Source organism: Qiania dongpingensis (genome assembly GCF_014337195.1).
GTDB classification, from domain to species: domain Bacteria; phylum Bacillota; class Clostridia; order Lachnospirales; family Lachnospiraceae; genus Lientehia; species Lientehia dongpingensis.
The window spans coordinates 116,425-139,830 of sequence record NZ_CP060634.1 but is presented as its reverse complement, the minus strand read 5'-3'; the positions used below and the strand labels follow the sequence as shown (position 1 = coordinate 139,830).

The window sequence follows — 23,406 nt, the reverse complement described above, 5'->3', positions numbered from 1 at the left end:
CTTTTCCTCCTCTCTATCCCATATCCTCCAGGCTTCCTTCCATCTCCAGATATATATCCCGGGCAAGCGTAAGGCTCTCTTCCTCCGCATCCCACATTCCGCGCCCATAAGCTTCCAGAAGACGTCCGCTCATATTGTGCACGGCCCATGGATTCTGTTCCTTTATCCATTCTTTCAGTGTCTCATCCGCCAGGTAGGTCTGCACCAGCCCTTCGTATACCCAGCCGTCGATATTCCCTGTCGATGCATCCCAGCCAAAGGTGATATCAAACATGGCAGACATTTCCTGTGCGCCTCTGTAACCATGCTCCATAAGCCCCTGGATCCAGGAAGGATTTAATAACTTCGTTCTGACCAGCCGCTCCAGCTCTTCTTTTGTGGTGCGTATCTGCTCCTCTTTTCCGTCGCTGGATGAAACCGTATAGGATACCGCGCTGCCGCCGGCCGCCTCTGCCGCGGCTATAGCGCCGCCAAAATAATTATAAAAGTCATCACTGTCCAACAGATCCTCCTCCACAGAAGATAGATTCTTAAGGACCACCTGACTGTCTTTCATACGGTCGGCAAAGGAATCCGCCATTTGTATCCCCTCGCGTCCCTGTCCATATGCAAAAGCGCTCCAGGCCAGATAAGCGTCTCCCAGCTCTTTTCGTCCCTCCCACTTTCCGCTGGAGATAAGCAGATTGATGCCGGCTCCATATTGTCCGGGAGGACAGCTGAAAATCCGGGCAGACGCCTGCTTTCTCGCCTGCTCCTGTTCCATCCCCCGGCTGATAAGCTTCCTGATATCGCGGTTAATATGTTTTCTTATGTAATTAAATTCATCCGGTTCTTCTTCGGAAGCCGCAAGGTTTACCGCTTCATCCAGTAGCTCCATCAAATTCGGAAAATTATCCCGGAACAGACCGCTTACCCGCAGCGTAACATCAATACGGGGATGATCCAGCTCTCCTGCGGGGATGGCCTCCACTCCGCAGACTCTGTCATGCTTCGGAAACCATTTGGGCCGTACACCATAAAGATAAAGGACCTCCGCGATCGTAGTTCCATAAGTCTTCATGGTTTCCCCGGAATATATGACTATCGTAACTGCTTCCGGAGCCTTTCCCAAATCAGATACCGTTTTATGGAGGAGCTGCCTGGCCAGCTTCTCTCCTGATCTCCATGCCTCCCTCGTCGGTATCTGGAAGGGATGGACACCGTAGAAATTACGGCCGGTGGGAAGCGCTTCATAAGCCCCGCGGCTCGGACACCCGGACGCACCGGGTTTTATAAATCTACCATGAAAAGCATTTATCACTGCATCCAGCTCTTCCGGGATTTTGAGAACTTTTTCTATTAAGTCTCTTCGGTCTCCCCCGCCCAGCTCCAAAAAGTCCAGCAAATGGTCCATCCGTTCTTTTTCCGGAATCTTTCCCAGCACATGCAGTCCATCTCTTATCTGGGAATGGCGTATCTCTTCCAGCCTGCTGTGCAGTTTATTTACTATGGCGTCTGGTTCATTAAAAAAGCCCCGGATTTCTTCTTCCGACAGGAGATGTAAAGAACCGCCGGCGACCTTCCTGATTTCCTCCAGGAGTCCCCTCCCCTGACTTTTATCAAACTCCATCGCATTTTCATACTGCTCAAGCTTATCCTCCAGGACCTCCATATCACCGTAGATCCCGCTTTCTTTCATAGCGGGAACCATATGACTGATCAATACGGCCGAAGCCCTGCGCTTGGCCTGTGTCCCTTCTCCCGGCAGATTCATGATATATGGATACGCATGGGGAAGCTCATCCAATACAATGGACGGATAGCAGGAAGCAGACAAGCCCACTGATTTCCCAGGAAGCCATTCCGCTGTGCCATGGGCGCCCACATGGTAAATGAGATTCGCGCCAAACACCTCTTTTATCCAATGGTAATATCCCAGATATTGATGAGGGCACGGGTGCTCCATGGAATGATACACTCCCTCCGCCTTTTCCGCCGATTCTCTGGACGGCTGGATTCCGATGAACAGATTGCCGTTTCGGATTCCGGGAATCAGGATATTCTTCTCCAGCGTCATGAAATCTCCGGGCGCTTTTCCCCATACCCGCTCCATTTCCTCCCGCACGGAAGGCGGAAGACCCTCAAACCAGCCGGCGTATTCTTCCTCTGACATAAGGTCCGCGCTTCTCTCCTTTATCTGTTCGTTCGATAGATATCCAAATTCGTTCATCAGCCCTTCTGTCAGTTCACGGATGATCTCCTGCCCGTCTTTCCAATCCCTGTCAAGGGTCAGTCCTTCTCTTTTAAGCACTTCTACCATTTGAAAAACCGACTCCGGCGTATCAAGCCCATAAGCACAGCCAAGCATATCCATTCTCGGCGGCATGTTATGCAAAAGGACTGCTACTCTTTTTTCGGATGATTTCATAAGGCTTAAAAGCCCCCAGTTTACCACTGATCCCGCCAGCTTCTCTATCCGGTCCGGTACCGGCACGATACGATTCATTTTCCCGTATTCCGTTTCCCGGACTTCCGTACACCCAATCACAGAGGTGATGATCTGCCCGTCCAATTCCGGCTCATAAATATTGGAACACATCGTCATAGCATCCATACCTTGTGTGGACCCTTCCCACTTTTCATAGGAAAAATAAGTGGTCATCGCCTGAAATACCGGGACTCCCAAGCCAGTGAACACACTTTCACCGGCATCCTCTCTGCCTTTTCCGGGAGAGGCGAGCATGGTCATGGAAAAACCTGTGGTGACGATGAGTCCCTGTATTCTTGCGCTTCCGTCATCTCTTTTCAGGTACCGTCTGATCATCCCGGAAAGCCCCTCTGTCCTTTCCGTAGGCTGCATCGTGCTTACTACAGGCAGAGGAAAACCGCCGCGTTTCCTGATCTCCTCCGATAACATGGCCACATGGGCCGTGTCGTCATTCAGCGCGTTCAGATAGTGCACCAGAATCCCGATCACAGGCCCCTCAAACGCATCCGCCTCCTGCAGGACGCTTTGTTCTTCACACTCAGGAACCTTCCATATCCCTTCCCGATACGCTGGAACAGGTTCCTCAAAAGAAACCTCAGCATTACCGAATTCCCGAAGCAGATAAGCGATCAGGTTCTGAAAGTTTCCGGTTCCTCCCAGTTCATAATACTCTGCGATTTTTTGATACTCTTCCGGAAGCAGGCCGCTTTTCTCCTGCAGCTGGCAGACCTCCTCTTCCATCTCCGAATGAAAGAAGAACGGCTTTTTATGACAGACCTTTTCTTCTAATTCCGAAAATTCGGGAAACCATGCGAGCCCTCCATGTAAAAGCAGGACCAGGAAATCGGCTTCCTCCACCGCATTCATGAGCTGTTTTTTATCCGCTTTCCCTGCCTTCCAGGCATCAAAAGAGTGAAATTCTATTTTCCCCTTAAGAGGCGGAGTCAGCTCCCTTTCGGCTTTCAGGAAATGATAAGCCCTCTCATCACTTTGATGAATCAATACCAGTTTAAACATCTGAGTTCTCCACAATCTGAAACGCTGTCTTTCTGAGGGTGCAGTCCACTTCCGGCTCCCCATTCAAAATCATACGAGAAGGGCATCCCTCCGGGCAAAACTTTTCATACCGGCATAAAAAACATTCCTTTTTCCGGAGCTTCCCCAGCTTTGCCTCCCCGTCCAGCTTTTTCAGAGAAACTTGTTCCAGGATATTTCCCATAAAATAATCTTTTTCTCCCGCCAGAGAGCCGCAGGGATAGCAGCTGCCATCCGGAAGCAGAGCGGCTGCTCTTCCGCAGCCGGCATAACAGTACGGCAGCTTCTTTCCGAAGGTCATTCTCCTCCGGGCCTCTTCCACTTCCCTAAGCGCTATGCTCCTTCCGGATAAAGTTCTCAATTGATCGCATCTGTTCTGCATGGCCGGAAGAACCTCTTCAATCTGAGAGGGAGTAATACGAAGTTTGTCAAAAACCGGCCGTCCCCTTCCGGCAGACCGAAAAAGATCCAGGCCAATCCCGTTTACCGATCCCAAATACCAGCAAAAATCCACCAGTCTGGGAAGCTCTCTTACATTCATGGCTGTTACTACCGCATTTATATTTACCCTGATCCCATATTCTGCGAGCAGCCGGACACCACGGACAGCGTCCGCCGTTTTTCCTCTCAGAAGCTCATTGACCTCTGGCACTCCATCCAGACTGATCCCAATTGATATGGCATGTTCTTTGATAAACTCGGCATGTTTTCTCTCCAAAAGAGTGCCGTTCGTCTGAAGACGGAATTCCGCGTCTATCCCCTGCTTCTCCACATTCCGCACCACCTCACAGATCGTCTCCCATCCAAGGAGCGGTTCTCCGCCGGTAAACTGGATAATAAGCGGCGCGTCTGCAAATCTTGTTATGGCAGCCATCGCGGTTTTCACCGGCATGTCCTGGCATTGGCTCAGTTCACTTCCCGCACTGGCATAGCAATACATACATTGAAGATTGCATCTGCCCGTCACCCACAGGACCAGAAGCATTTTATTCTTTTTCATGACGGCCGCCGTCTTCTCCGGAACACAGCCGGTCAAGCTCTTCCCAGTCCAGAACCTCATCGGAAAAAGGACGTTTGTGCATCCGATGCGGCAGTACATAAGAAGCGGCCCTTCGGATGTCTTCTCGGATCACTTCCGTCCGTCCTTCCCATGCGGCCAGTGTCCTGGCGGTATTCACCATACAGATATCCGCTCTGTGTCCGTCCACATGCAGGGAAATCCCAATCTGGGCGGCCAGCATCAGAATATCCTTCGAATAAGAAACCATGTGAAAGAGTTTCTTTGCCTTTAAAATCCGCGCTGTGAGTTTTTCCTCCTCTTTCCGGTATTTCTCAAGAAACGGTTCCGGATCTTCCTCAAAATCCAGTCTTCTGGATATCACCTCTACCCTATCTGCCGTCTCTTGTTCGCCTTTCACGTCCGTTACCAGGCCAAACCTGTCCAAAAGCTGAGGACGGAGCTGTCCCTCTTCCGGATTCATAGTCCCAACGAGGACAAACCGGGAGGGATGACTGTAGGAGATTCCTTCCCTTTCTACCCGGTTGACTCCCATCGCCGCCACATCCAGGAGCAGATCCACAATATGATCGTCCAGAAGATTGATCTCATCTATGTACAAAAGGTTCTGATCCGCTTCTGCCAAAAGCCCCGGCTCAAATCTCCGTTTTCCTTCTTGTATGGCGCTTTCCAGACTAAGCGTGCCTACTACTCTATCCTCTGTGACGCCTACCGGCAGATTCACCACCTTCATTTCCGGCATCAGAGACGCCAGCGCCCTGACCGCGGTGGATTTCGCCGTCCCTTTTTCTCCCCGTATCAGGACTCCTCCCAATTTGGGATTGATGGCGTTCAGAAGAAGCGCCGTTTTCATATCTTCCTGTCCCACAATGGCAGAAAAGGGATAATTATACTCTGTCACCATAATGTCCTCTTTCCCGGCCGCAGCCGTTCTTCTATCGTATTTCATTCAGGATATCCTGGAAGATATCCGAACTCTCCGTCAGCTTCTCCAAGGGAATCCGATATCCGTTCATGGCATCTGCCAGCTGCTCTGCCAGTCCCAGACGCACATATCCTTGCTCTGTATCGATCACTATGCTGCGGATTGCCTCGCTCGCAAAGCGTTCTGCCTGGCAGACAGCCTCTTCATAGGGTGCCTTTTCACCGGCTGTCGCCCTTCCGTCTGTGATGAGCATGAGCACTGGAAACACCGTTTTTTCCTTGGCCAAGACTCCCTTCAATATCTCGTAAGAAAGACGGATTCCCTCTGCAAGAGGCGTTTTCCCCTTCGTCCTCAATTCCATCAGCCGGCTGGCAGCCAGATCCACACTGTTTGTAAACTCCAGTAAAAGGCGGGCTTCCCTATCCTGAAAAATGAGCATAGCGATCTTGTCACGCTTTTCATAAGAATTCTGGAGAAGAGAAAGTACGATTCCTTTCACGGCAGCCATCCGTTCGTTCGCTCCCATGGATGCGCTGGCATCCACCGCAAATAAAAGATAACATCCCGTCTTTCCGCTTCTTACTTTCAGCCGGATATCCTCTGACTTTATCCTGACCGCCATTTTTTGTTCCCCCGCCCCTTTTTCTCCTGTAGAATGAAATGCTGCGTGAAGCAGGGTGTCCCCGAACGCGACATCTGAGGCGCTCATTGGGATTCCCGGCCTGCTTTTCACGACGTGTCCCTGACCTTTCATTTCATCTGCCCGAATCCTCCGGCCGGTACAGTTTGCAGAGTGTATCTTTTCGCCGTATTTCATCCAATCATTGACCGGATGGACTTCGCTTGGTGCTTGAAGATCCTCCTCTTTTAGAAGGTTTTCATCCGTCCCCCGCTCTGTTTTCGTGCCTTCCTCTTTCTTACTGCCTTTTAGTTCTTTTTCCCGTTCCGCCTCATTTCCCTGACTCTTTTCCGCCCATTCTTCCGACAATCTGTGACGGCCTCTGTGAGGGAATACATATTGTGCCGCTTCCAAAAGATGAGCCGCAGTCACCATGGTCCCATTCCCCCAGGCTGCGGCGGCCCGGGCAGTCTGAATCAAGAAAAGCTCCGCATGGTTTCCCTCACACCCGGCTTCTTTCACCAGTTCGGAAGCCAATGTTTTAGAGCCCTCCGTGATTTCTATCCTATGCAGCCGTTTTCTGGCTCTGTCTAAGTTCCTTGCTATAATCTGTGTTTTATCACGAAATCTGTCGCAGAACTTTTGAGGGTCCTCTTCGTATTCCAAGCGGCGTTTAATGATCTGCATCCGCTTCCTTAATTCCTTTTCTCCTTCCATGTATACTAGAAGACCGAATTTATCCAAAAATCCAGGGGAGACTTGTCCCTCTTCCGGATTCATGGTTCCAATAAAAACCATATTTCCAGCCTCCGCAGAGATTCCGGCCGCCGTCTCATCCGGCAGCAGATTGGATTCATCCATGTATAACAGATGTCCCCGCGCCTGTTCCAGTATTCCCGGAATATGCTCTCTGCGTCCGTCTTTTGTAAGACTTTCCCAGTCATCGCATCCATAAAGCCTGTCTCTCGTCGTATGGAGAGGGACTTCGTACAATTTCATGTTATGGTCCAATTCTGCAAGACCGCGAACCATGGTGGATTTTCCCGTCCCCTTTTCACCCGTGAGCATCACACCGCCCACAGCCGGATTGATCAGCGCATAGATCAACGCCTGTTTCGCCTTTTCGTTTCCTACCAGTGCACTGAATGGGTATCCCATTTTTTTATCCTCCAGCAACAAAACAATAAAGGACCTCTTTTGCCGGAGCAAAAGAGGTCACTAAAAAATAACCAATCCCCTCATCCCGGAAATATCTGGAAACGGATATCCTGACTTCGCTTCTTCCTCCAAGGCCCTTCTCAGCAAATCTGCCAATGGTCTCCGCCTTTTCGTCTGCGTTACAGTAGAGGTGACTGTCCCGGATTTTCACCGGATTCCCCGTTCATTATTCTGTTTGTTACAAACATGTCATATTTTTTTATTATAACACCTTTTTACCCTTTTGACTTATCCAAAATTGCTATTTGATAAATCCCGGCCTTTTCTATCCCCTCCTTCTGTTCGCCCATAAACACACAAACAACAATATGATAGAAAATGTACTCCCCAATATCAAGAACCAAATACCTCCATTTTGGCGGTCTCCTGTTTCCGGAGATGCCGTAGTCTGTACCGTCTCTCTTTCTGTCTTCTCCTCAGTCGTCGGTTCCTTTTGAACTTCTGATGTCTCCGCCTTTTCCTGAACCGTCGTTTCTGCACAAGCCGTCGTTTCTTCCTCTGGTTCTTCCGGACTCTTTTTATTTATTGCCGTGATTACCAGCTCCCCTTTTGACTCCCCTTCAATCTGTACCTCCAGTTCATCACATGGTTCATATCCTTCCGGAACGTCTGTTTCGCGGACCAGATATACACCATAAGGAAGCGGCACCGTTTCTAGTTTCCCATTGGAATCTGTATAGAGAATCGTCTCTCCCAGGCCTCCGATCACGACCGGCTCTGCCTTCTCCCAATCATATTCCCCCTCCTTTCGTACCAAAGATGACTTTAAATAAAATGAAAAACCTGCGTGAGGAAGAGGGAGCTCCTTTCCCGCATCTCCATATTTTTTTAGGATGACCGGCCGTCTGATCATTTCGTCCTCTGCCTCAATCATAACCTCTACGACAGGCGTCGTATCATCCTGATATTGAAGCGCTGCCTCATATTCCTCCGGATTCTTCCAGTATCCTTTCGGCGGAGCAGCCTCTGTCACTATATAGTCTCCAAGTGGAAGACCGCCGAGTGCCCCTTCTCCCTTCTCATCGGTGACAATCTGTCCCATCAGAATACGCTCTCGTTCGCCGTTTTCTGCCTGGCCGGAAAGAAAATAGACCTCATAGACCGCGCCGGCCAACGAAGCGTCTCCAAAAAGCTCTCCCTCCTTTGAAGAGCGTTTTTTTAAGGACAGGGCTCCCTTTGCCGGAAGATTTTCCCAGGTACTGTCCACGATCTGTCCCGCCCGCACTATGACAGTTTTTGGCTCCTGCGTCCTTATATATCCTTCCGGGACCTCAGTCTCCCTTATTTCATAGCTGCCGTCGGCCAGATAGCCGCTCATACCTATTCCATCATTTCCGGTGAAAAATTCGCATATGGGGTCAGAATCTGCAGGAGCATTCAAGGGAAACACGCCGAAACGAACGCCGGCCAGCGGTTCATTCGTTTCCCCGTCATACTTTTTGACCTGGATTTTTCCCGGCTCCTCCGGCAGCTTGATCCCATTTTCTGCATGCTTTATTTCTGCTGTTCCTATCTTTTCTACCTTTCCCATCGTTTGATAAGCACTGTCTGCCGGTTCGAACACCGACACCTGGTTACCGTCCCCCGCATATCCTGTCGCCTTCAGAATCAGTTGTTTTTTACCGTTTCCTTTCCAGGGAAAGCTCAAAGAATACGTCCTTCGGTCCGTGAGCTCTGTTTCCGTACTCCAGGAATTTTCGGACAAGATTTCTCCGTCCAGCTTGATCTCACTCCCTTCTTCCAGGCCCTCTGCCGATATGGTACAGGCGTCCATATTTTCCGCGAAAACAGAAAAACTGACGACAATCTCTTCTTCACTCCGGCTCGCAGAAACGCCTGTAATGCTGATAGAAAGATATCTCTTTATACGGTTTCCATAGATGGCATTTCCGGCCAGTGTGCGGAACATGGAGGCTGCATCCACTCCCTCCAGATTTATGGGGGAGGCTTTTTCGTAAGCAAAATAGTCGTAATCACTGCCATCCTCGCGCATGGAGGCCAGCACCGACCATATGGCCAATTGTGTCGCCTGCCGCTGCGCCTCTTCGGGAATCCCCTTACTCAGCCAATATCTGGTATTCAATGGATAACCGTCGGCTATGACATTCCGTATGGCTTCTATTCCTTTTCCGCTTATCCGTCCACCGCCTCCGGCGCCTCCATAGGACTGGTTCCCGTCGGGACTCTGGAGCGTACTGTTTAAACAGTACGCCACCGCCCCGTCCGAGGTGTCCTGATACGCCTGAATCACATTGCTGGTATCGTTGATCACCAGATACATCTTTTCAAAGGGAATTTTTAAAAACCCGGATACAGAAACCTCCTCTGCCTTTGTCACAGAACAAATAGCTGTCAATCCTATAAACAGGTACAAAATAGTTCTGCTTATTTTTCTTTTCATATAATCCGTCCTCTCATATAATGGTTTTTGGACGGACAGGAAGCAAACTTAATAACAGACCTTCCCCTCCTTTATAATTTAAATTTGCTTCTCTTTGGTATTCACTCTATTGATTTTTTAATATGATATGGAAACTATTGACCAGAACCGGTCATGAAATAACTGATGTGCAAAGAATAAGCTGGCTTCCTGCCCTTCCCTGCAGAAGTCATTATAACAGGAAACCAGCTAAAGTTCAACAGGAAAACGTCTCTCCTTCTTTTCTGATTCGCTTTATCTTACCCCGGTATGGCTCGGAGACCGGCTCTTCCAGCAGACGGTCCATCACCGTATAATCCATTTGAAAATGCATGGGAAATACAACATCCGTATCTGTCTTCCTCATGAAATAGTCAAATCCCCACCAATATCGTTCTTCCTGCCTGGGATCCAGCGGAACAAAGGCAGCATCAAAATGTCTTCCGTCCATTTTCTGAATCTCAGTCTGGAACCGCCTGGTCATATCTTCATATTCTGCCTCTGTCTCTCCAATCCAGGTCCACCAGTTCAGATCTCCCGCATGGTACAGGCTTTTTCCTTCATAGGACAGAAGAAAGGCCACACCCTCGTCTGTGGAGGCCAGTGTCTCCACCTGGAGAACGCTGCCGCCCACTATAAATTCCGCCGAAGCGTTCTTTCCAATGTAAGAAATCTTATCATACGCCGAAGCCGGAACCTTTATCCTTTCCAGATAGGCGCGGCTCATCCGGATATCCTTCGACAGGAGAAAATGGATATTCGGATAGATTTCAGCCAGGGACAGCACCGACACCCGGAAATGATCGTCGTGTTTATGGCTTGCTAAAACAAAAATATCCTTTTCCCTGGGAAATTCCGGAAGCTCTCCCGCATAATAATCAAACAAAAAGACAGCGTTGGGAAATTCAATGGAGAAGCTGCTGTGATGGATATATGTAATTTTCATACAAAACCTCCTTTCACTGTGGGCGGAGACGGCGGCCCGCCGCTTCGCGCGCAGGCCGTGTGAATGCCCGATGATCTACTGTTCCAATCCATAAAGTGCCGAATACTTGTGCTTCAAATAGGCGATATAGTAATGAGGATTGAAAGGCTCGCCTGTCATATCCTGCAGCACCTCACCCATGTTTCTGGCCGCGCCAAACCTGTGGATGTGTTGATTCAGATACCCGGTGATCTGTGCCAGGCCGCTGTTCTTTAACAGGCTTTCCACATCCAATTCCTTTGACATCTGATGATATATTTGGGAAGCCATGGCATTTCCCAGGGCATAAGAAGGAAAATAGCCGAATTCTCCCATGGCCCAGTGGATATCCTGGAGCACCCCTTCTGTAGGGTTACTCGGCTTCAGTCCCAGATATTCTTCGTAGAGCCGTTCCCATTCCTCCGGCAGCTGCTCCACCGAAAGGCTTCCGTCAATCAGCTTCTTCTCCAGTTCATACCGGACGATGATATGGAGACAATAGGTAAGTTCATCGGCCTCAGTCCGGATAAGCCCCGGCTCTGCACGGTTTATCGCCCGCAGAAACTGATTTAAGGATACGTCTTTTAGCTGATCCGGAAACTGATTCTGTAATCTTCCATAGATTGGTTCCCAAAACGCCTTGCTTCTTCCCAGGATGTTTTCATAAAACCTGGACTGTGACTCATGTACACCGCAGGTTCCTCCCATGACCGGGGTCTGCGTCACTTCGTCGCCGTTCCCCTGTTCGTATATCGCGTGTCCCGTCTCATGTATCGTGGAAAAAATGGCGCTCTCCAGATTATCTTCATAATAATGCGTCGTGATCCGCACATCGTCTTTATGAAGACTGGTCGTAAACGGGTGTTCACTTTCCGCAAACACGCCCCTGGAAAAGTCAAATCCCAGATAAGCCGCCAGCCATCTGTTCCAATTCTTTTGTTTTTTTATATCATAGGTTTGAAAAAGGAATCCCGATTCCACAGGCTCCTTCTTGCTTTTTTCTGTAACAGCCTTCACAAGCGGAACGACTTCTGCTTTCACCTGATCAAAAAAGTCATCCAGGATTTCCATCGTAAATCTTTCTTCATAGTCTGAAAGAAGAATGTCATAAAGGTTTTCACCCTCTTTTTTCCGATATGACGCAAACCGTTTTCTCGTATCCACGATCTCAGACAAAACCGGTGCAAATATTTTAAAGTCACCGCTTTTCTTTGCCTGGCTCCATTTGCTGACAGACACAGCCGTAAGCTCCGAAAAACGGCGGTATTCATCCGGCGGGATAACAGACAGCTTCTCCCGCTCCCGTTCCAGAGATTTCAGCACAGCCCTCTGAATTTCCGAAAGCCCCTCCTTTTTTTTCTCCTTCTCTAAAAGCTTTCCGGTTTCTTCCCTCACAAGAAGCTCCTGGTAATCGGCGGATAACGTTCCTACAACCTTCGCGGTCCGGTCCGCCGCTTCCGGCGGCGCCAGAGTCTCATTGTCCCAATCAAAAAGAGTGAGGGCAGTCTGAAGGGCATTCCACCTCTCTAGGAATCCTGAAAACTCATCTCCCTTATTTTCTTCTGCTTCTTTGGCTTCCATAAAGTCCCTCCTTTGAATATCCATAAAAAATTAATGTGGGCAAACCTGCGAAGCTCTCTTTTCCCACAAAGGAATGAAGAGGATGCTCCCACATCCTCTTCTCTATTGTGTTCTATTTTCGTCTAAACATTCCTTTTGCTGCTCCAGAGGTTCCTTTTCTTCAGATCCAGATACTCATGATAGGCTTTTTCCATAATCTGCTTTTCATTTTGAAATTTCAAGAGATGATAAGCTTCATAAAATTTATAATATCCGGAATCCAGGAAATATTCCTCCCGTTGTGGTTTACTGTAATAGCTGTCCGCCATCATCAGATACCAATGCACGTCCTTTTCCACAGTATCCTGCGGAATGTTGAACGAATATTGGCTTTTCCCAATATATTTGACAATGGATGCCTGAACGCCCGTTTCCTCTTTCACTTCGCGCAGCGCCGTCTCCTCATAGGATTCTCCTGCTTCTACAGTTCCCTTCGGCAATACCCAGCCCTCGTATTTATTCTTATAATTCTTATAAAGGACAAGAATTTTGCCGCGAAATATAACCACACCGCCACAGCTCGTTGCTTCGATCATTGCAATCCCTCCTGGTCTTGGTGTGTCTGACTCTAACGAGATTATACCCCATTTTGCAAACAGGTGCAAGGGCCGCCGCTGTCATGTGATCATTGTCCGTTTTTTTTGGAGAAATATCCTTCAAAAAGTGCTTTGGCGCCTTTTGTAGCCACAGAACCGCCTAACCCTCCATTCTCATAGATGATACTGATGACGATTTCCGGATTTTCCGCAGGAGCAAATCCGACAAACCAGGCATGACTGTCTTCTTTATTGGAATTAAATTCCGCAGAGCCAGTCTTTCCGGCTACCTGATAGCTGTCCGACTTCAGTGAAGGACTGGTCCCTTCATTTACCACAGCTACCATAAAATCTGTAAGAGTTTCCGCCTCTGAGGCAGATAAAAGCTTACCATAAGACGAGGGCATGAACTGCTTGACGATTTTGCCATCGGAGCTTTCCACTCGGTCGATCAAATACGGCGACATCATGGTCCCTCCGTTGGCGATCGCGGACGTAATCATCGCGTTATGAATAGGGGATATCATGGTCCTTCCCTGCCCGATGGAGGTCTGCACCCGCTCGGCCAGGCCTGAGGTGCCGTCCATGACAAAGGAACTCTCTTTATACTCCATGGACAGCGGAAGCTCCGTATTGAACAGGAAGCTGTCGCAAAGTGCATGGAAACTATCCAGGTTTAACTGCTGTCCGACGGTAGCAAAAGAACAGTTACAGGAGTTTGCCAAGGACAGACGCAGATTCAGATGGCCGTGTACATGGTTGTCATAACAGCTCATGACCGCGTCCCCATAGGGAAGTGTACCTTCACAGTCAAACTGATAGTTTTCCCAGGTATCCGGGTACTCCCGGATATATTCCAGAGTAGTCAAAAGCTTAAACGTGGAGCCAGGCGGATAAAGCCCCTGGGTCGCCCGATTCAATAGGTTCGCGTCCTGATTCTCTTCCGAGATCAAAGACTCCCAGTCCGCGGATATCGTATTTGGATTATAGTCCGGCTTTGATACCATCGCCAGTATTTTTCCGGTACTGGGCTCCAGGATCACACAGGCTCCCTTATAATCTCCTAATGCATCATATGCCAGCTGCTGCAGATACGGGTCAAGAGTAGTCACCACATTATCCGCGGGGCTCTTCACCTCAGACAGTTCATTGTTCACCTGGTCGATAACATTGAGGTGGGAAGTGAGAAGATACTGGTTCGCCGACGACTCCAGTCCAGTCTTTCCTGACGCGGAATATCCGACCACATGGGCAAACAGGTTCTCATAAGGATAATTTCTCGTTTCATTTCCCTCTTCATCTTCCACTGTTTTAGCCAGCACCTCTCCGCCGCTCCCGCGAATCTCCCCTCTCACGATCTTTTCCGAAAATGTATCAAGCCTCGCATTATAAGAGCTGTTGATGATATCCCTGCTCTTCGCCGTAACATAATAGGAAAAGTAACCGATGGTCGCGATGAACATCAGTACGAAAAGGACTCCAGCAAGGCGGATCTCCCTATTTACTTTTCTGGTTCTTTCCTCTACCTGAAGGATTTCTTCTTCTTCCTTCACCTGACTTTCCAGAGCCTTCTGCACCTTTTCCATATCTCTTCGCGTATACGGCCTGTCGTCTTCGTTCCTGTTCTTCTTCCTGTTCAATTCTATCAACCTCGTCCTGTTTCAAAATATAAAGCCCCTGAATAATCCCAAACATGATGAAAGTACTCATGATCGAGCTGCCTCCATAGCTCACAAACGGAAGCGTAATTCCCGTAGAGGGAATAAATTTGATGACGCCTCCGATATTCAGGAACACCTGTACGCCATAGACTGCCGCCAGCCCGAAGGCTATGATCTTATAAAACATTCCGTCCATCCAGGTGGAAATCCACAAAAACTGCAGTAGGCAGCTTAAGCAGATCAAAATCAGCGCAATGGCAAAAATCGCCCCAAATTCCTCAGAGATCGCGGAAAAGATAAAGTCAGACCGGACGACCGGCACAGTTTCCGGCATTCCCTGATAAAGCCCTGCTCCCAGCCAGCCGCCGCTGCCGATGGCAAACAGAGACTGGATGATCTGCCAGCCGTCGCCGGTCGCGTCCACCCAGGGATCCTTCCATACCTGTACGCGTGTCCGTACATGGCCGAAAACCTTATAAGCAAGCACGGAAGCTCCGCTTCCCGCTATGGTCCCTCCCAGCAGATATAAGTAGCTTTTCGTCGCCACGAAAAGCATCAGGAGATAGGCAGCGAAATAAATGAGCGCGGCTCCCAGATCCTTGGAGGCCACAAGGACTAGTACGTGCATAGCCGCGACCACAGTTGTGACGCAGACCCGCTTGAAGCTGATACTGGTCTGAAACATGGACGCCACAAAAAATACAAAGGAAATCTTCACAAATTCCGAAGGCTGCAGTGAAAACAGCCCTCCGATATTAAAGGAAAGCTTCGCCCCATAGGAAGTCATACTGAAGACCAGTACCAGCGCAAGGGCTGCGATTCCAATTCCCGCGTAAATCCAGCCAAATCTCCAGAGATACCGCATCTTCCGCACGATCACCGGAACTGCCATAGCCACCACAGCGGCCGCCACCGTTATGATGAACTGCCGCACGGCCCGGTCCACATTCAGCCTGGTGAGCATGATAAAGCCTATGGCCAGCAGCATACAAGTATTATTGATCAGAAGCCGGGACGCTTTCCGGTAAAAAATATGGAAAAACATCAGATATAAGATGAAGAAAACCAGCTGAGCCAGATAAAACGTCACCATGGACACCTGATTCGTATATAATGTGATGGCCAGATATCCGGTCAGATGCAGCATGAACATACAAAAAAGCTGCATTACGCAGGCTCGGTTCCTGCGCTTATGGGTCTTCATCCGAAGATAATGATATGTGGACAATGTATACAGAATAATCAACACTATCATCACATACTTGGTTGCCTGAATCACTAAACTCGTCACTTTTCCACCTACTCTGCTCCCCGTCTGAAATGCCCTTTTGTGCGGGCGGCGGGTTGATATCCGGGCTCTTCGCCCCTCAGCGCCTTTCCAAATGCTTTCAGGACAAGAGTAACCTCTCCGGGCTCTTCCGTTGTAAACTGGAGCCGCATCATAGAAGGCTTTAAGCGCATGATCGCCGGTATCTCATCCGCCAGCCACAGCACATCACTGTTATAGATCATATTATAACAGAATCTGCAATCATTTTTCACTGGGAATCGCTTCTTTTTCCTGTCCTCCAGCTCCATAAGAACAGGCTTTTTGTCGCAGACTCCCGCTGTTTTGCGAATGCACTGGGCCGATACCATCATGGGGAGCCTTCCGTACACGATCATCTCGCTTCCAGCACATCCTCTTTCTCGGAGATCCTTTTCATTCAGCTCCAAGGGCGCCGTGTCCATGGACATTCCCGCCTGTCTGAGCCAGTCCCTGGCTTCTTTATTAAAGGAATATAAGGAATGATCCGCCACATAGTCATATTCTGTTCCCAATTTTTCCATAAAATGCAGTTCATCCACTACTCTTATTAAAAAACCGTCGACATCTCCGATGTGCCAAAAACGTTCCTGGGCGGAAAACTCTTCGTCTGCCCGGCTCCTATAAATCTGAGGAAGCGCCAGATAAAACTCTTTTCCCCTTTCATGGCATTCCTCCGCGTATACAGATATCTTTTCCCATGAAATCCGGTTCACGGAAAAGTAGATCCTTCGGACTGCCTTCTCCTTCACCGCTGCACAGAACTGTCCTTCCTCCTCCACATAAACAGACAGCGAAGCAAAAGCCTCTGTGGACGCCTCCCGAACCTTTGGCGCTCTTTCCGTGTCTTCTGCCTGTATGATTTCATCTGACGCTTTTCTTTTGTATTTTACCAATATGGCATCCTTTAAAGCATCCACAGCCTTTCTCCGCAGCTCATTCAGAGCTTTGACCGGCAGGAATATACCGGCATCCATTTGAATGGAGAGTTCTTCCAAAACAAAAGGCGTCCCTCCCAATTTTTCCATCTGCTTCCTCAGATCTGTCTCTTTCAGCGGACAGCTCTTCGCCGGAAGCGCCGTGTCTCCTTCCACAGTAATACTAGAATCTCTCTGGATTAAAGATAGTTTAGCAGGCAAATCTTGAGCAATTGTTAAGTTTCCCTTTATTTTCTCTTTAATTTCATGATTCAAATAACGGCGGTCTAAATCCGCCAGAAGCCCGGCATCCACATCCCGGAAAGCCGGCTTTTCCCTGAGCGCCACCATCTGCTTCCCGTTGTGGTCATGAAAATATCCGTCTGAAAATCCGCCTCTGTCAAAAAGCTCCAGCAGAAGCTTCCTGTCTTCCTGTGACACCCGGTATTCCCGCTCTCCTCTGTCAAGAAGCATATCGACATATTTCCGGTAAACGCTCACCACTCCCGCCGTATATCTGGGGCTTTTCATCCGTCCTTCTATTTTCAGGGAATCCACTCCCGCTCTCATGAGCTCCGGAAGAAAATCCAGACCACACAGGTCCTTCAGATTCATCACATAGCCCTGATCCACCCCGGACAATCTGCGGCCTTTTTCCCATACGCCATAGGGAAGACGGCAGGACTGCGCGCACCGCCCCCTGTTTCCGCTTCTTCCGCCAATCAGGCTGCTGTAAAGACATTGGCCAGAATAGCAGTAGCACAGCGCTCCGTGGACAAAGGTTTCGATTTCAATATCCGTCTGTTCGCGGATTTCCTGAATCTCTTTTACTGTCAGTTCTCTGGCCGTCACGATCCGGGATGCTCCCAGCCGCTCCGCTTCCACAGCTCCCTTTGCGCCTGTAATAGTCATCTGTGTGCTGGCGTGGATCGGGAGCTCAGGAAACCAGCGTTTCACTGCCTGCCAGACTCCCATGTCCTGCACGATCAGCGCGTCTATCCCCGCTTCATACAAAGGAAGCAAAAAGTCATAAAGCTCTCCTTTCAGCTCCTTCTCTTTTAACAAAGTGTTGACTGTCAGATACAGCTTTCTTCCGTGCAGATGTACAAAATCGATAGCTTCCAGCAGCATATCCTGCTCCGGGTTCTCCGCATACGCCCTGGCGCCAAACCGCGTGCCGCCCATATACACCGCGTCAGCCCCCGCATTGACAGCCGCCCGCATACTCTCAAAGGAGCCGGCCGGCGCCAGCACTTCCATTCCCTTTTTCTTCATATCTTGTCCCTCAACAGAAAAACAGGGGGCCCGTGCTGATCAGCCGCCCCCAATTCATTTCACCGTCAATCCCTGCAGATATATAACTGCCTGAACTCATTGTTTTTCCTCCGGCTCGTCCTGTATCCCCTGTTTAAGCTGCTTCTCTTGTGCTTCCTGTGATACCGCCTGCCGGTGTGATTCATCCAAATCCCGTTTCATCTCCTCCAGTCTGAGCTGAGCCGTCACCAGCTGATGCTTCAGGCTGTATATTTCCTTTTCCTGCGCCTCTGTCTGGGCCTCCAGCTCTTCCAGTTGGCCAACAGCCTTAAAATAGTCGTCCGCCACATTCAGCTGTAAAAGCACATTCTGATAATCCGGCGTCTGCCTCAGAAAACCGTCTACTTTTCTGAGCTCGCTGTTTTTACCGTTCAGATAGCCGGCCACCTTCTGAAGATACTCTTCACTCTCGTAGCCGCCCAGAGTATATACTTTTCCGGCAATGATCACATCCGTATAATTTCTGGAACTCATCCTGCTTCTCCTTATGTTCCCTGGTCCCGCCAGTCTTTCCTTTTATTATAATGGGATTCCCCACAAAAGACAACTAGAAATATACAACTTTAGAGAAAAGACACAAGATATAGTATCCATTGCCCGCTTTATGCCTCTGTGTCCTCCAAAAAAGGCAGACCCAGATGGTGATAAGCCCGTTTCGTCACCGTCCTGCCTCTGGGAGTACGGTTTATAAATCCATTTTTAAGGAGATATGGTTCGTATACGTCTTCCAGAGTGCCCACATCCTCACATAAAGCCGCCGCCAGAGTATCCAGGCCGACGGGGCCCCCGCCGAATTTTTCGATCATAGTAAGCAGGACCTTCCTGTCCGTATAATCCAGGCCAAGAGGATCTACATCCAGAAGATCCAGGGCATCTGATGCCACCTCAGCAGTGATCACGCCGTCATACCGAACCTGGGCAAAATCCCGGACTCTTTTTAAAAACCGGTTAGCCAGTCTCGGCGTCCCTCTTGATCTGGAGGCAATCTGTCTGGCCCCCTCTTCTTCGATTTCCACCTGAAGTACCTTAGCCGACCGCAGGATGATGGACAGAAGCTCCTCTTCCGTATAGAATTCCAAATGATGCACCACCCCAAACCTGTCCCGGAGGGGAGCCGTCAGAAGCCCCGCCCTGGTAGTCGCTCCTACCAGCGTAAAATGAGGCAGATCCAGCCGTATGGAGCGGGCGGACGCTCCCTTTCCGATGACAATATCGATAGCATAATCTTCCATAGCCGGATAGAGCACTTCTTCTACCTGCCGGTTCAGCCGATGGATTTCATCTACAAAAAGGATGTCTCCGTCATTCAGATTATTGAGAATGGCCGCCATCTCTCCCGGCTTCTCTATGGCAGGTCCTGCGGTTATCTTAAGTTCCGACCCCATCTCGTTGGCTAATATACCGGCCAGGGTGGTCTTTCCAAGTCCGGGCGGGCCATAAAATAAAACATGATCCAGGGATTCTCCCCTCGACTTTGCAGCCTCGATATAGACCCGCAGCATATCCTTGGCCTTCTGCTGTCCAATGTATTCATCCAGGGTTCTGGGCCGCAGGTGATTTTCTATCCCCTGCTCCTCTCTGGTAAATTCCGTATTGATGATCCGCTTTTCCATCGGCAGAAACTTCCTTTCTCCTTACCGCTCCTATTGCCCCTTTATTTTCTCAGTCAAAACAGCGCCATCGTTTTCAGGGCGGCTTTTAAAATCGCTTCCACTTCCATTTCCTCTGCACCGGGTATCTGACGGACGGCTTTCATGGCTTCCGAAGCACTGTATCCAAGCGCTGTCAGAGCCTGAACAGCCTCTCCTTTGTTGTCCGCCGAAGCCCCCGAAAGCTTCCCCTTCACCATCTCGTGGGCGCTCTTTCTTTCAAATGCGTCCTCCAGGCTGAGCTTGTCCTTCAGCTCCAATATGACCTTCTGAGCCGTTTTAAGGCCGATTCCGGGTGCTCTGGCTATGGACTTGGCATCCTCCGAGAGGACCGCAAAGCGCAGGTCATCCGGCGAAATGGCAGAAAGGACCCCCAGGGCCCCCTTAGGCCCGATTCCATTGACACCGATCAGCAGCTTGAATATATCCAAATCATCCCGGGAAGAAAAACCATAAAGGTTTAGAGCATCCTCTCTCACATAGAGATAGGTATAAATCTGGACCTCTTCTCCCATGGAAAATTCTGTCAGAGCTGAGACCGGCACCTGAATCTGATAACCGATCCCGCCATTTTCCACGATGACCGAATCTTCATACACTTCCAGAAGTCTTCCCTTGATATATGAAATCATTTTTCTGTCCTTCTTTCCTTCTTCCGTTTCATGAACAGTTTAACATAGTTCCCAGGCCATGGCAAGTTTTTTCGTACAGGTGTTCTTTTTTCTTGACACTGAAAAATAAGCCGCTTATAATAAGGACATGATAGCAATCACGAAAGAATACTCATTTAAAACTGCATATGATATAAAACGTCTGGGAAATCCAGAAGAGCTTCTGTTCTTCGATATCGAGACGACCGGCCTATCTTCCAAAAGAGACATGATCTACCTGATCGGATGTGTGTACGTAAAGGATGGAGTCTGGCATCTGAAGCAGTGGTTTGCGGACTCACCGGAAGCGGAACGGGAGCTTTTATTTCATTTTCTCACGTTCTCTTCCGGCTTTTCCACTTTAGTCCACTTCAACGGAACTACTTTTGATATTCCGTTCCTCAGAGAGCGGGCAGCCAAGTTCCAGACGCCCTCCGGCAGACAGGCTCCGGCCAGCCTGGATATCTACCGGAAGATCCGGCCGCTTAAAAAGCTCCTCTCGCTTCCTGACTGCAAACAGAAGACTTTGGAGGCATTTCTGGGAGTCGGCAGAGAAGATCCGTTTAACGGCGGGCAGCTGATAGAAATCTATGAGGAATACCTCCGCTCAAAGGATGACCGGCTTTTTCGTGTGCTCCTTCTGCATAATGAAGAAGACGTTAAGGGACTTCCCGCCATGCTTTCTCTTTTGTCTTACCAGGATTTTTTTGGAGGCACATTTCGCTTTGAAGAGGAGCGCCTCCATACCTACCAGACATATGAGAAAGAAACAGCCAGGGAGCTTCTTGTTACATGCAGGAACGAATCGGAAGCTGTACCCGTACCCTGCCGTTTTTCTGCTGATTCCTATACGTTTTCCTGTCAGGAAGACCGCCTTGTATTCCGAATGCCGGTCTTAAACGGAACACTCAAATATTTCTTCCGGAATCACAGCAGCTATTACTATCTCCCCGAGGAAGACAAAGCCCTGCACAAAAGTGTCGCCGCCTATGTTGATAAAAACCACCGGGTGAAAGCCACAGCCAGGACCTGCTATCAGAAACGCGACGGACTCTTTATCCCCTTTCCGGAAAACGCCGCCGGAGAACATCCTCTGTTTTATGAAGAATATAAATCCCGCCCTTCCTATGTGGAATATCAGGAAAACATATGGCTGGAGGATGGGCTTTTAGAGCAGTTCCTCTCCTCCTCTCTTTCCTTTCTGAAATAAAAGCAGAAAAATTCAGAACCTCCAGCCGCTGGATGAGACACGGCCGGAGGTTCTGGTTATTTTGAATTATAATCTTCCAAATACTCTTTCACCATGTTCTCTCCCTGCTTTCTTGCCGACACAGCATCTTCTAATTTCGTGTATGTGCCCAAACTGTATCGATGACGGCGAAAAGTAATGGTGGCATTATATTTTCCACTCCTCAAAAGCCGGACTCCTCGGACCCCGGTGTCAGAAGAGGTACTTTTAGTGGGCCTGTCAATATTTTTCAGAAATTCAATACAGGTGCCATCCCTGTAAGTCAATACCTTCTTAAAATCCCTTCCGGCATCGATATCCGCTTTCACACAGCCGCAGCTGACAGCCGTACCCGCGTTTAAATGTCCCGTACTTTTGTAGGTGATATTCCCACAGTCACAACGACACTTCCATTTTCCCGTTCCCTTCTCCGGCCTCACGTATTCCAGCACCAATAGCTTCCCAAAACGTTTTCCAGTGAGATCCTGACAGAGTTTCTTTTCCGGCACTGCCTTTATCCCAGCTTTATCCATCGTACCATGCTCCCTTCCATCAAGAAGACGCGGTACTCTCCTAGCCATAGGAACATAATTTGTATTATGTAGTATCATCCGATGGGAAACTGATTTAAAATTTAGCATTGATGGAATATTAAAATATTGCAGCTCTGATACCCGTATACCAGTTCCGCAGATGGTCTGAAGCAGAAGACATAACCGCGGACTGCCCTTCGCTGCCCTCAGAAGCCGATAATACTCTGCCTTAGTCAGTTCTTTTTCTTCCTCCAAAAAGGTCTGCCGCTGCGTCCGGATCGTTTTGACAACGCAGTCCGGCCTGTCCAAAAACGCCAGCAGGCGGTTGATAGATACCAGTATGGAATTGATGGAACGTACGGCATACCCGTCTTCTGCCAGTTTACGTTTGTAGCTCACCGTCAGTTCTTTGCTCACAGCCCGTCCTGACAGAAATGAGGAAAATGCACGGACATCCCGGTTATATTTCTCGATCGTGGCCGGACTCTTTTCTTCACGGACCAAATGCGACTGATAGCAAGTGATCATACCTTCTGTTATGATGATTTCTTTCATATAAATCCCTCCTGTACTTTCAGTATGAATATTTCATTCATCTTTTATCCAACTCAGCCGCGTTTTTCTTTCAACGGCTCTCAGAAGGTACTTTTTGTGAAAGAACAAAAAAATACTCCCTCCTGAGCGACAAGCTTTTTTGCTTGTCAGTCCAGAAGGGAGCTGATCAATGCTTTCATTATCCCAATATTCTTTGATACTCCAACATCAATTCTTTTGCGGCGGGACTGCATATCAGGGTCCCTGTTTCCGTATCAAAAGCGGCAATCCGTGCCTGACAGTATCCGCGGTTATAAAACCCATAGCCCCTGTAATAGCGGAAACGCCTGATAATGCGTCGTACATCATCCCGAACCTTCCGTTCACTGATAAAAATACCGGTCACATATGTATATATATGTCCCGGAGCAGGGAACTCTTCTCCTCCGCGCACCAAAAACGGCTCTATGGCCGTAGTCAGATGGCTCTTAAAACGAAAAAGATCTCCCTTTGACAAAGTGAGCGTGTCACGGATGAACGCGTGCTCAAAACAGTTGAAGTGGCTGTAAGCGGCATAAGTATCATAAATTGTGTCTCCCAGCTGGTAAGGACAGGTCAGATCATAATCATTCGCATAATACTCCATCAGCCGTTCCAAAATGGCTGCAGAATCTATCATAAACAACACTCCCAAAACAACACCTATAATTCGACAATTTTCTCATTAATCGCTAGGTAAAAGCATATCATTATTTCAGGAGGCTTGCAAGCAGAAACTGCTGGTCATTTCTTC

17 protein-coding genes and 1 riboswitch are annotated in these 23,406 nt (G+C 49.0%); of the genes, 1 reads left to right on the top strand and 16 read right to left on the bottom strand.

Annotation, left to right across the window (positions count from 1 at the left end; all coding sequences use genetic code 11):
* Nucleotides 1-13 precede the first annotated feature (13 nt).
* From H9Q78_RS00610 to ruvA, 14 genes are all read right to left on the bottom strand, one after another.
* Nucleotides 14-3,484 carry a cobaltochelatase subunit CobN gene (locus tag H9Q78_RS00610; RefSeq protein ID WP_249302943.1) on the bottom strand — a complete coding sequence of 1,157 codons (3,471 nt, stop codon included), beginning with the start codon at nt 3,482-3,484 and terminating at the stop codon, nt 14-16.
* Complete coding sequence (locus tag H9Q78_RS00605; RefSeq protein WP_249302939.1) at nt 3,477-4,502, bottom strand: radical SAM/SPASM domain-containing protein; 1,026 nt, start codon at nt 4,500-4,502, stop codon at nt 3,477-3,479. The genes H9Q78_RS00610 and H9Q78_RS00605 overlap by 8 nt, the downstream gene beginning before the upstream one ends.
* Entirely contained in the window at nt 4,489-5,469 is a 981-nt protein-coding gene (locus H9Q78_RS00600) for an ATP-binding protein (RefSeq protein ID WP_330595200.1), read from the bottom strand. The genes H9Q78_RS00605 and H9Q78_RS00600 overlap by 14 nt, the downstream gene beginning before the upstream one ends.
* Nucleotides 5,456-7,222, bottom strand: a complete 1,767-nt coding sequence (locus tag H9Q78_RS00595) for a VWA domain-containing protein (RefSeq protein WP_249302937.1) — start codon at nt 7,220-7,222, stop codon at nt 5,456-5,458. Before H9Q78_RS00595 ends, H9Q78_RS00600 begins: the two co-directional genes overlap by 14 nt.
* Before the next feature lie 83 nt (nt 7,223-7,305).
* A riboswitch (cobalamin riboswitch) is annotated at nt 7,306-7,489 on the bottom strand.
* Nucleotides 7,490-7,547: 58 nt separating this feature from the next.
* A complete protein-coding gene (locus H9Q78_RS00590) occupies nt 7,548-9,683 on the bottom strand; it encodes a thioester domain-containing protein (RefSeq protein ID WP_249302935.1) in 2,136 nt (711 codons plus the stop codon).
* Nucleotides 9,684-9,918: 235 nt separating this feature from the next.
* Entirely contained in the window at nt 9,919-10,647 is a 729-nt protein-coding gene (locus H9Q78_RS00585; RefSeq protein WP_249302933.1) for an MBL fold metallo-hydrolase, read from the bottom strand.
* A 75-nt stretch (nt 10,648-10,722) separates the two neighbouring features.
* Nucleotides 10,723-12,246, bottom strand: coding sequence for a carboxypeptidase M32 (locus H9Q78_RS00580; RefSeq protein ID WP_249302931.1), 1,524 nt, complete (start codon nt 12,244-12,246; stop codon nt 10,723-10,725).
* Nucleotides 12,247-12,368: 122 nt separating this feature from the next.
* Nucleotides 12,369-12,821 carry an NUDIX hydrolase gene (locus tag H9Q78_RS00575; protein ID WP_147595772.1) on the bottom strand — a complete coding sequence of 151 codons (453 nt, stop codon included), beginning with the start codon at nt 12,819-12,821 and terminating at the stop codon, nt 12,369-12,371.
* Nucleotides 12,822-12,910: 89 nt separating this feature from the next.
* The gene (locus tag H9Q78_RS00570; protein ID WP_249302929.1) at nt 12,911-14,407 is read right to left on the bottom strand and encodes a peptidoglycan D,D-transpeptidase FtsI family protein; all 1,497 of its coding nucleotides are present in this window, start codon (nt 14,405-14,407) and stop codon (nt 12,911-12,913) included.
* Entirely contained in the window at nt 14,319-15,773 is a 1,455-nt protein-coding gene (locus tag H9Q78_RS00565) for an FtsW/RodA/SpoVE family cell cycle protein (protein WP_249302926.1), read from the bottom strand. The genes H9Q78_RS00570 and H9Q78_RS00565 overlap by 89 nt, the downstream gene beginning before the upstream one ends.
* 8 nt (nt 15,774-15,781) lie before the next feature.
* On the bottom strand, nt 15,782-17,980 hold the full coding sequence (locus H9Q78_RS00560; RefSeq protein WP_249302924.1) for a U32 family peptidase: 2,199 nt from the start codon (nt 17,978-17,980) through the stop codon (nt 15,782-15,784).
* A gap of 96 nt (nt 17,981-18,076) precedes the next feature.
* Nucleotides 18,077-18,493, bottom strand: coding sequence for a cell division protein ZapA (locus H9Q78_RS00555; protein ID WP_249302921.1), 417 nt, complete (start codon nt 18,491-18,493; stop codon nt 18,077-18,079).
* 128 nt (nt 18,494-18,621) lie between these two features.
* On the bottom strand, nt 18,622-19,632 hold the full coding sequence (gene ruvB / locus H9Q78_RS00550; RefSeq protein WP_249302919.1) for a Holliday junction branch migration DNA helicase RuvB: 1,011 nt from the start codon (nt 19,630-19,632) through the stop codon (nt 18,622-18,624).
* Nucleotides 19,633-19,685: 53 nt separating this feature from the next.
* Nucleotides 19,686-20,300 (bottom strand): Holliday junction branch migration protein RuvA, encoded by a 615-nt coding sequence (gene ruvA / locus H9Q78_RS00545; RefSeq protein ID WP_249302917.1) that lies wholly within the window; start codon nt 20,298-20,300, stop codon nt 19,686-19,688.
* Nucleotides 20,301-20,427: 127 nt separating this feature from the next.
* On the opposite strand from ruvA, the gene H9Q78_RS00540 reads away from it, so the two are divergent.
* Nucleotides 20,428-21,528 (top strand): ribonuclease H-like domain-containing protein, encoded by a 1,101-nt coding sequence (locus H9Q78_RS00540; RefSeq protein WP_249302915.1) that lies wholly within the window; start codon nt 20,428-20,430, stop codon nt 21,526-21,528.
* A 56-nt stretch (nt 21,529-21,584) separates the two neighbouring features.
* Here H9Q78_RS00540 and H9Q78_RS00535 read toward each other — a convergent pair whose 3' ends face one another.
* Complete coding sequence (locus tag H9Q78_RS00535; protein ID WP_249302914.1) at nt 21,585-22,634, bottom strand: site-specific integrase; 1,050 nt, start codon at nt 22,632-22,634, stop codon at nt 21,585-21,587.
* A 178-nt stretch (nt 22,635-22,812) separates the two neighbouring features.
* Nucleotides 22,813-23,292, bottom strand: coding sequence for a hypothetical protein (locus H9Q78_RS00530; protein WP_249302912.1), 480 nt, complete (start codon nt 23,290-23,292; stop codon nt 22,813-22,815).
* Between the last annotated feature and the right edge of the window lie 114 nt (nt 23,293-23,406).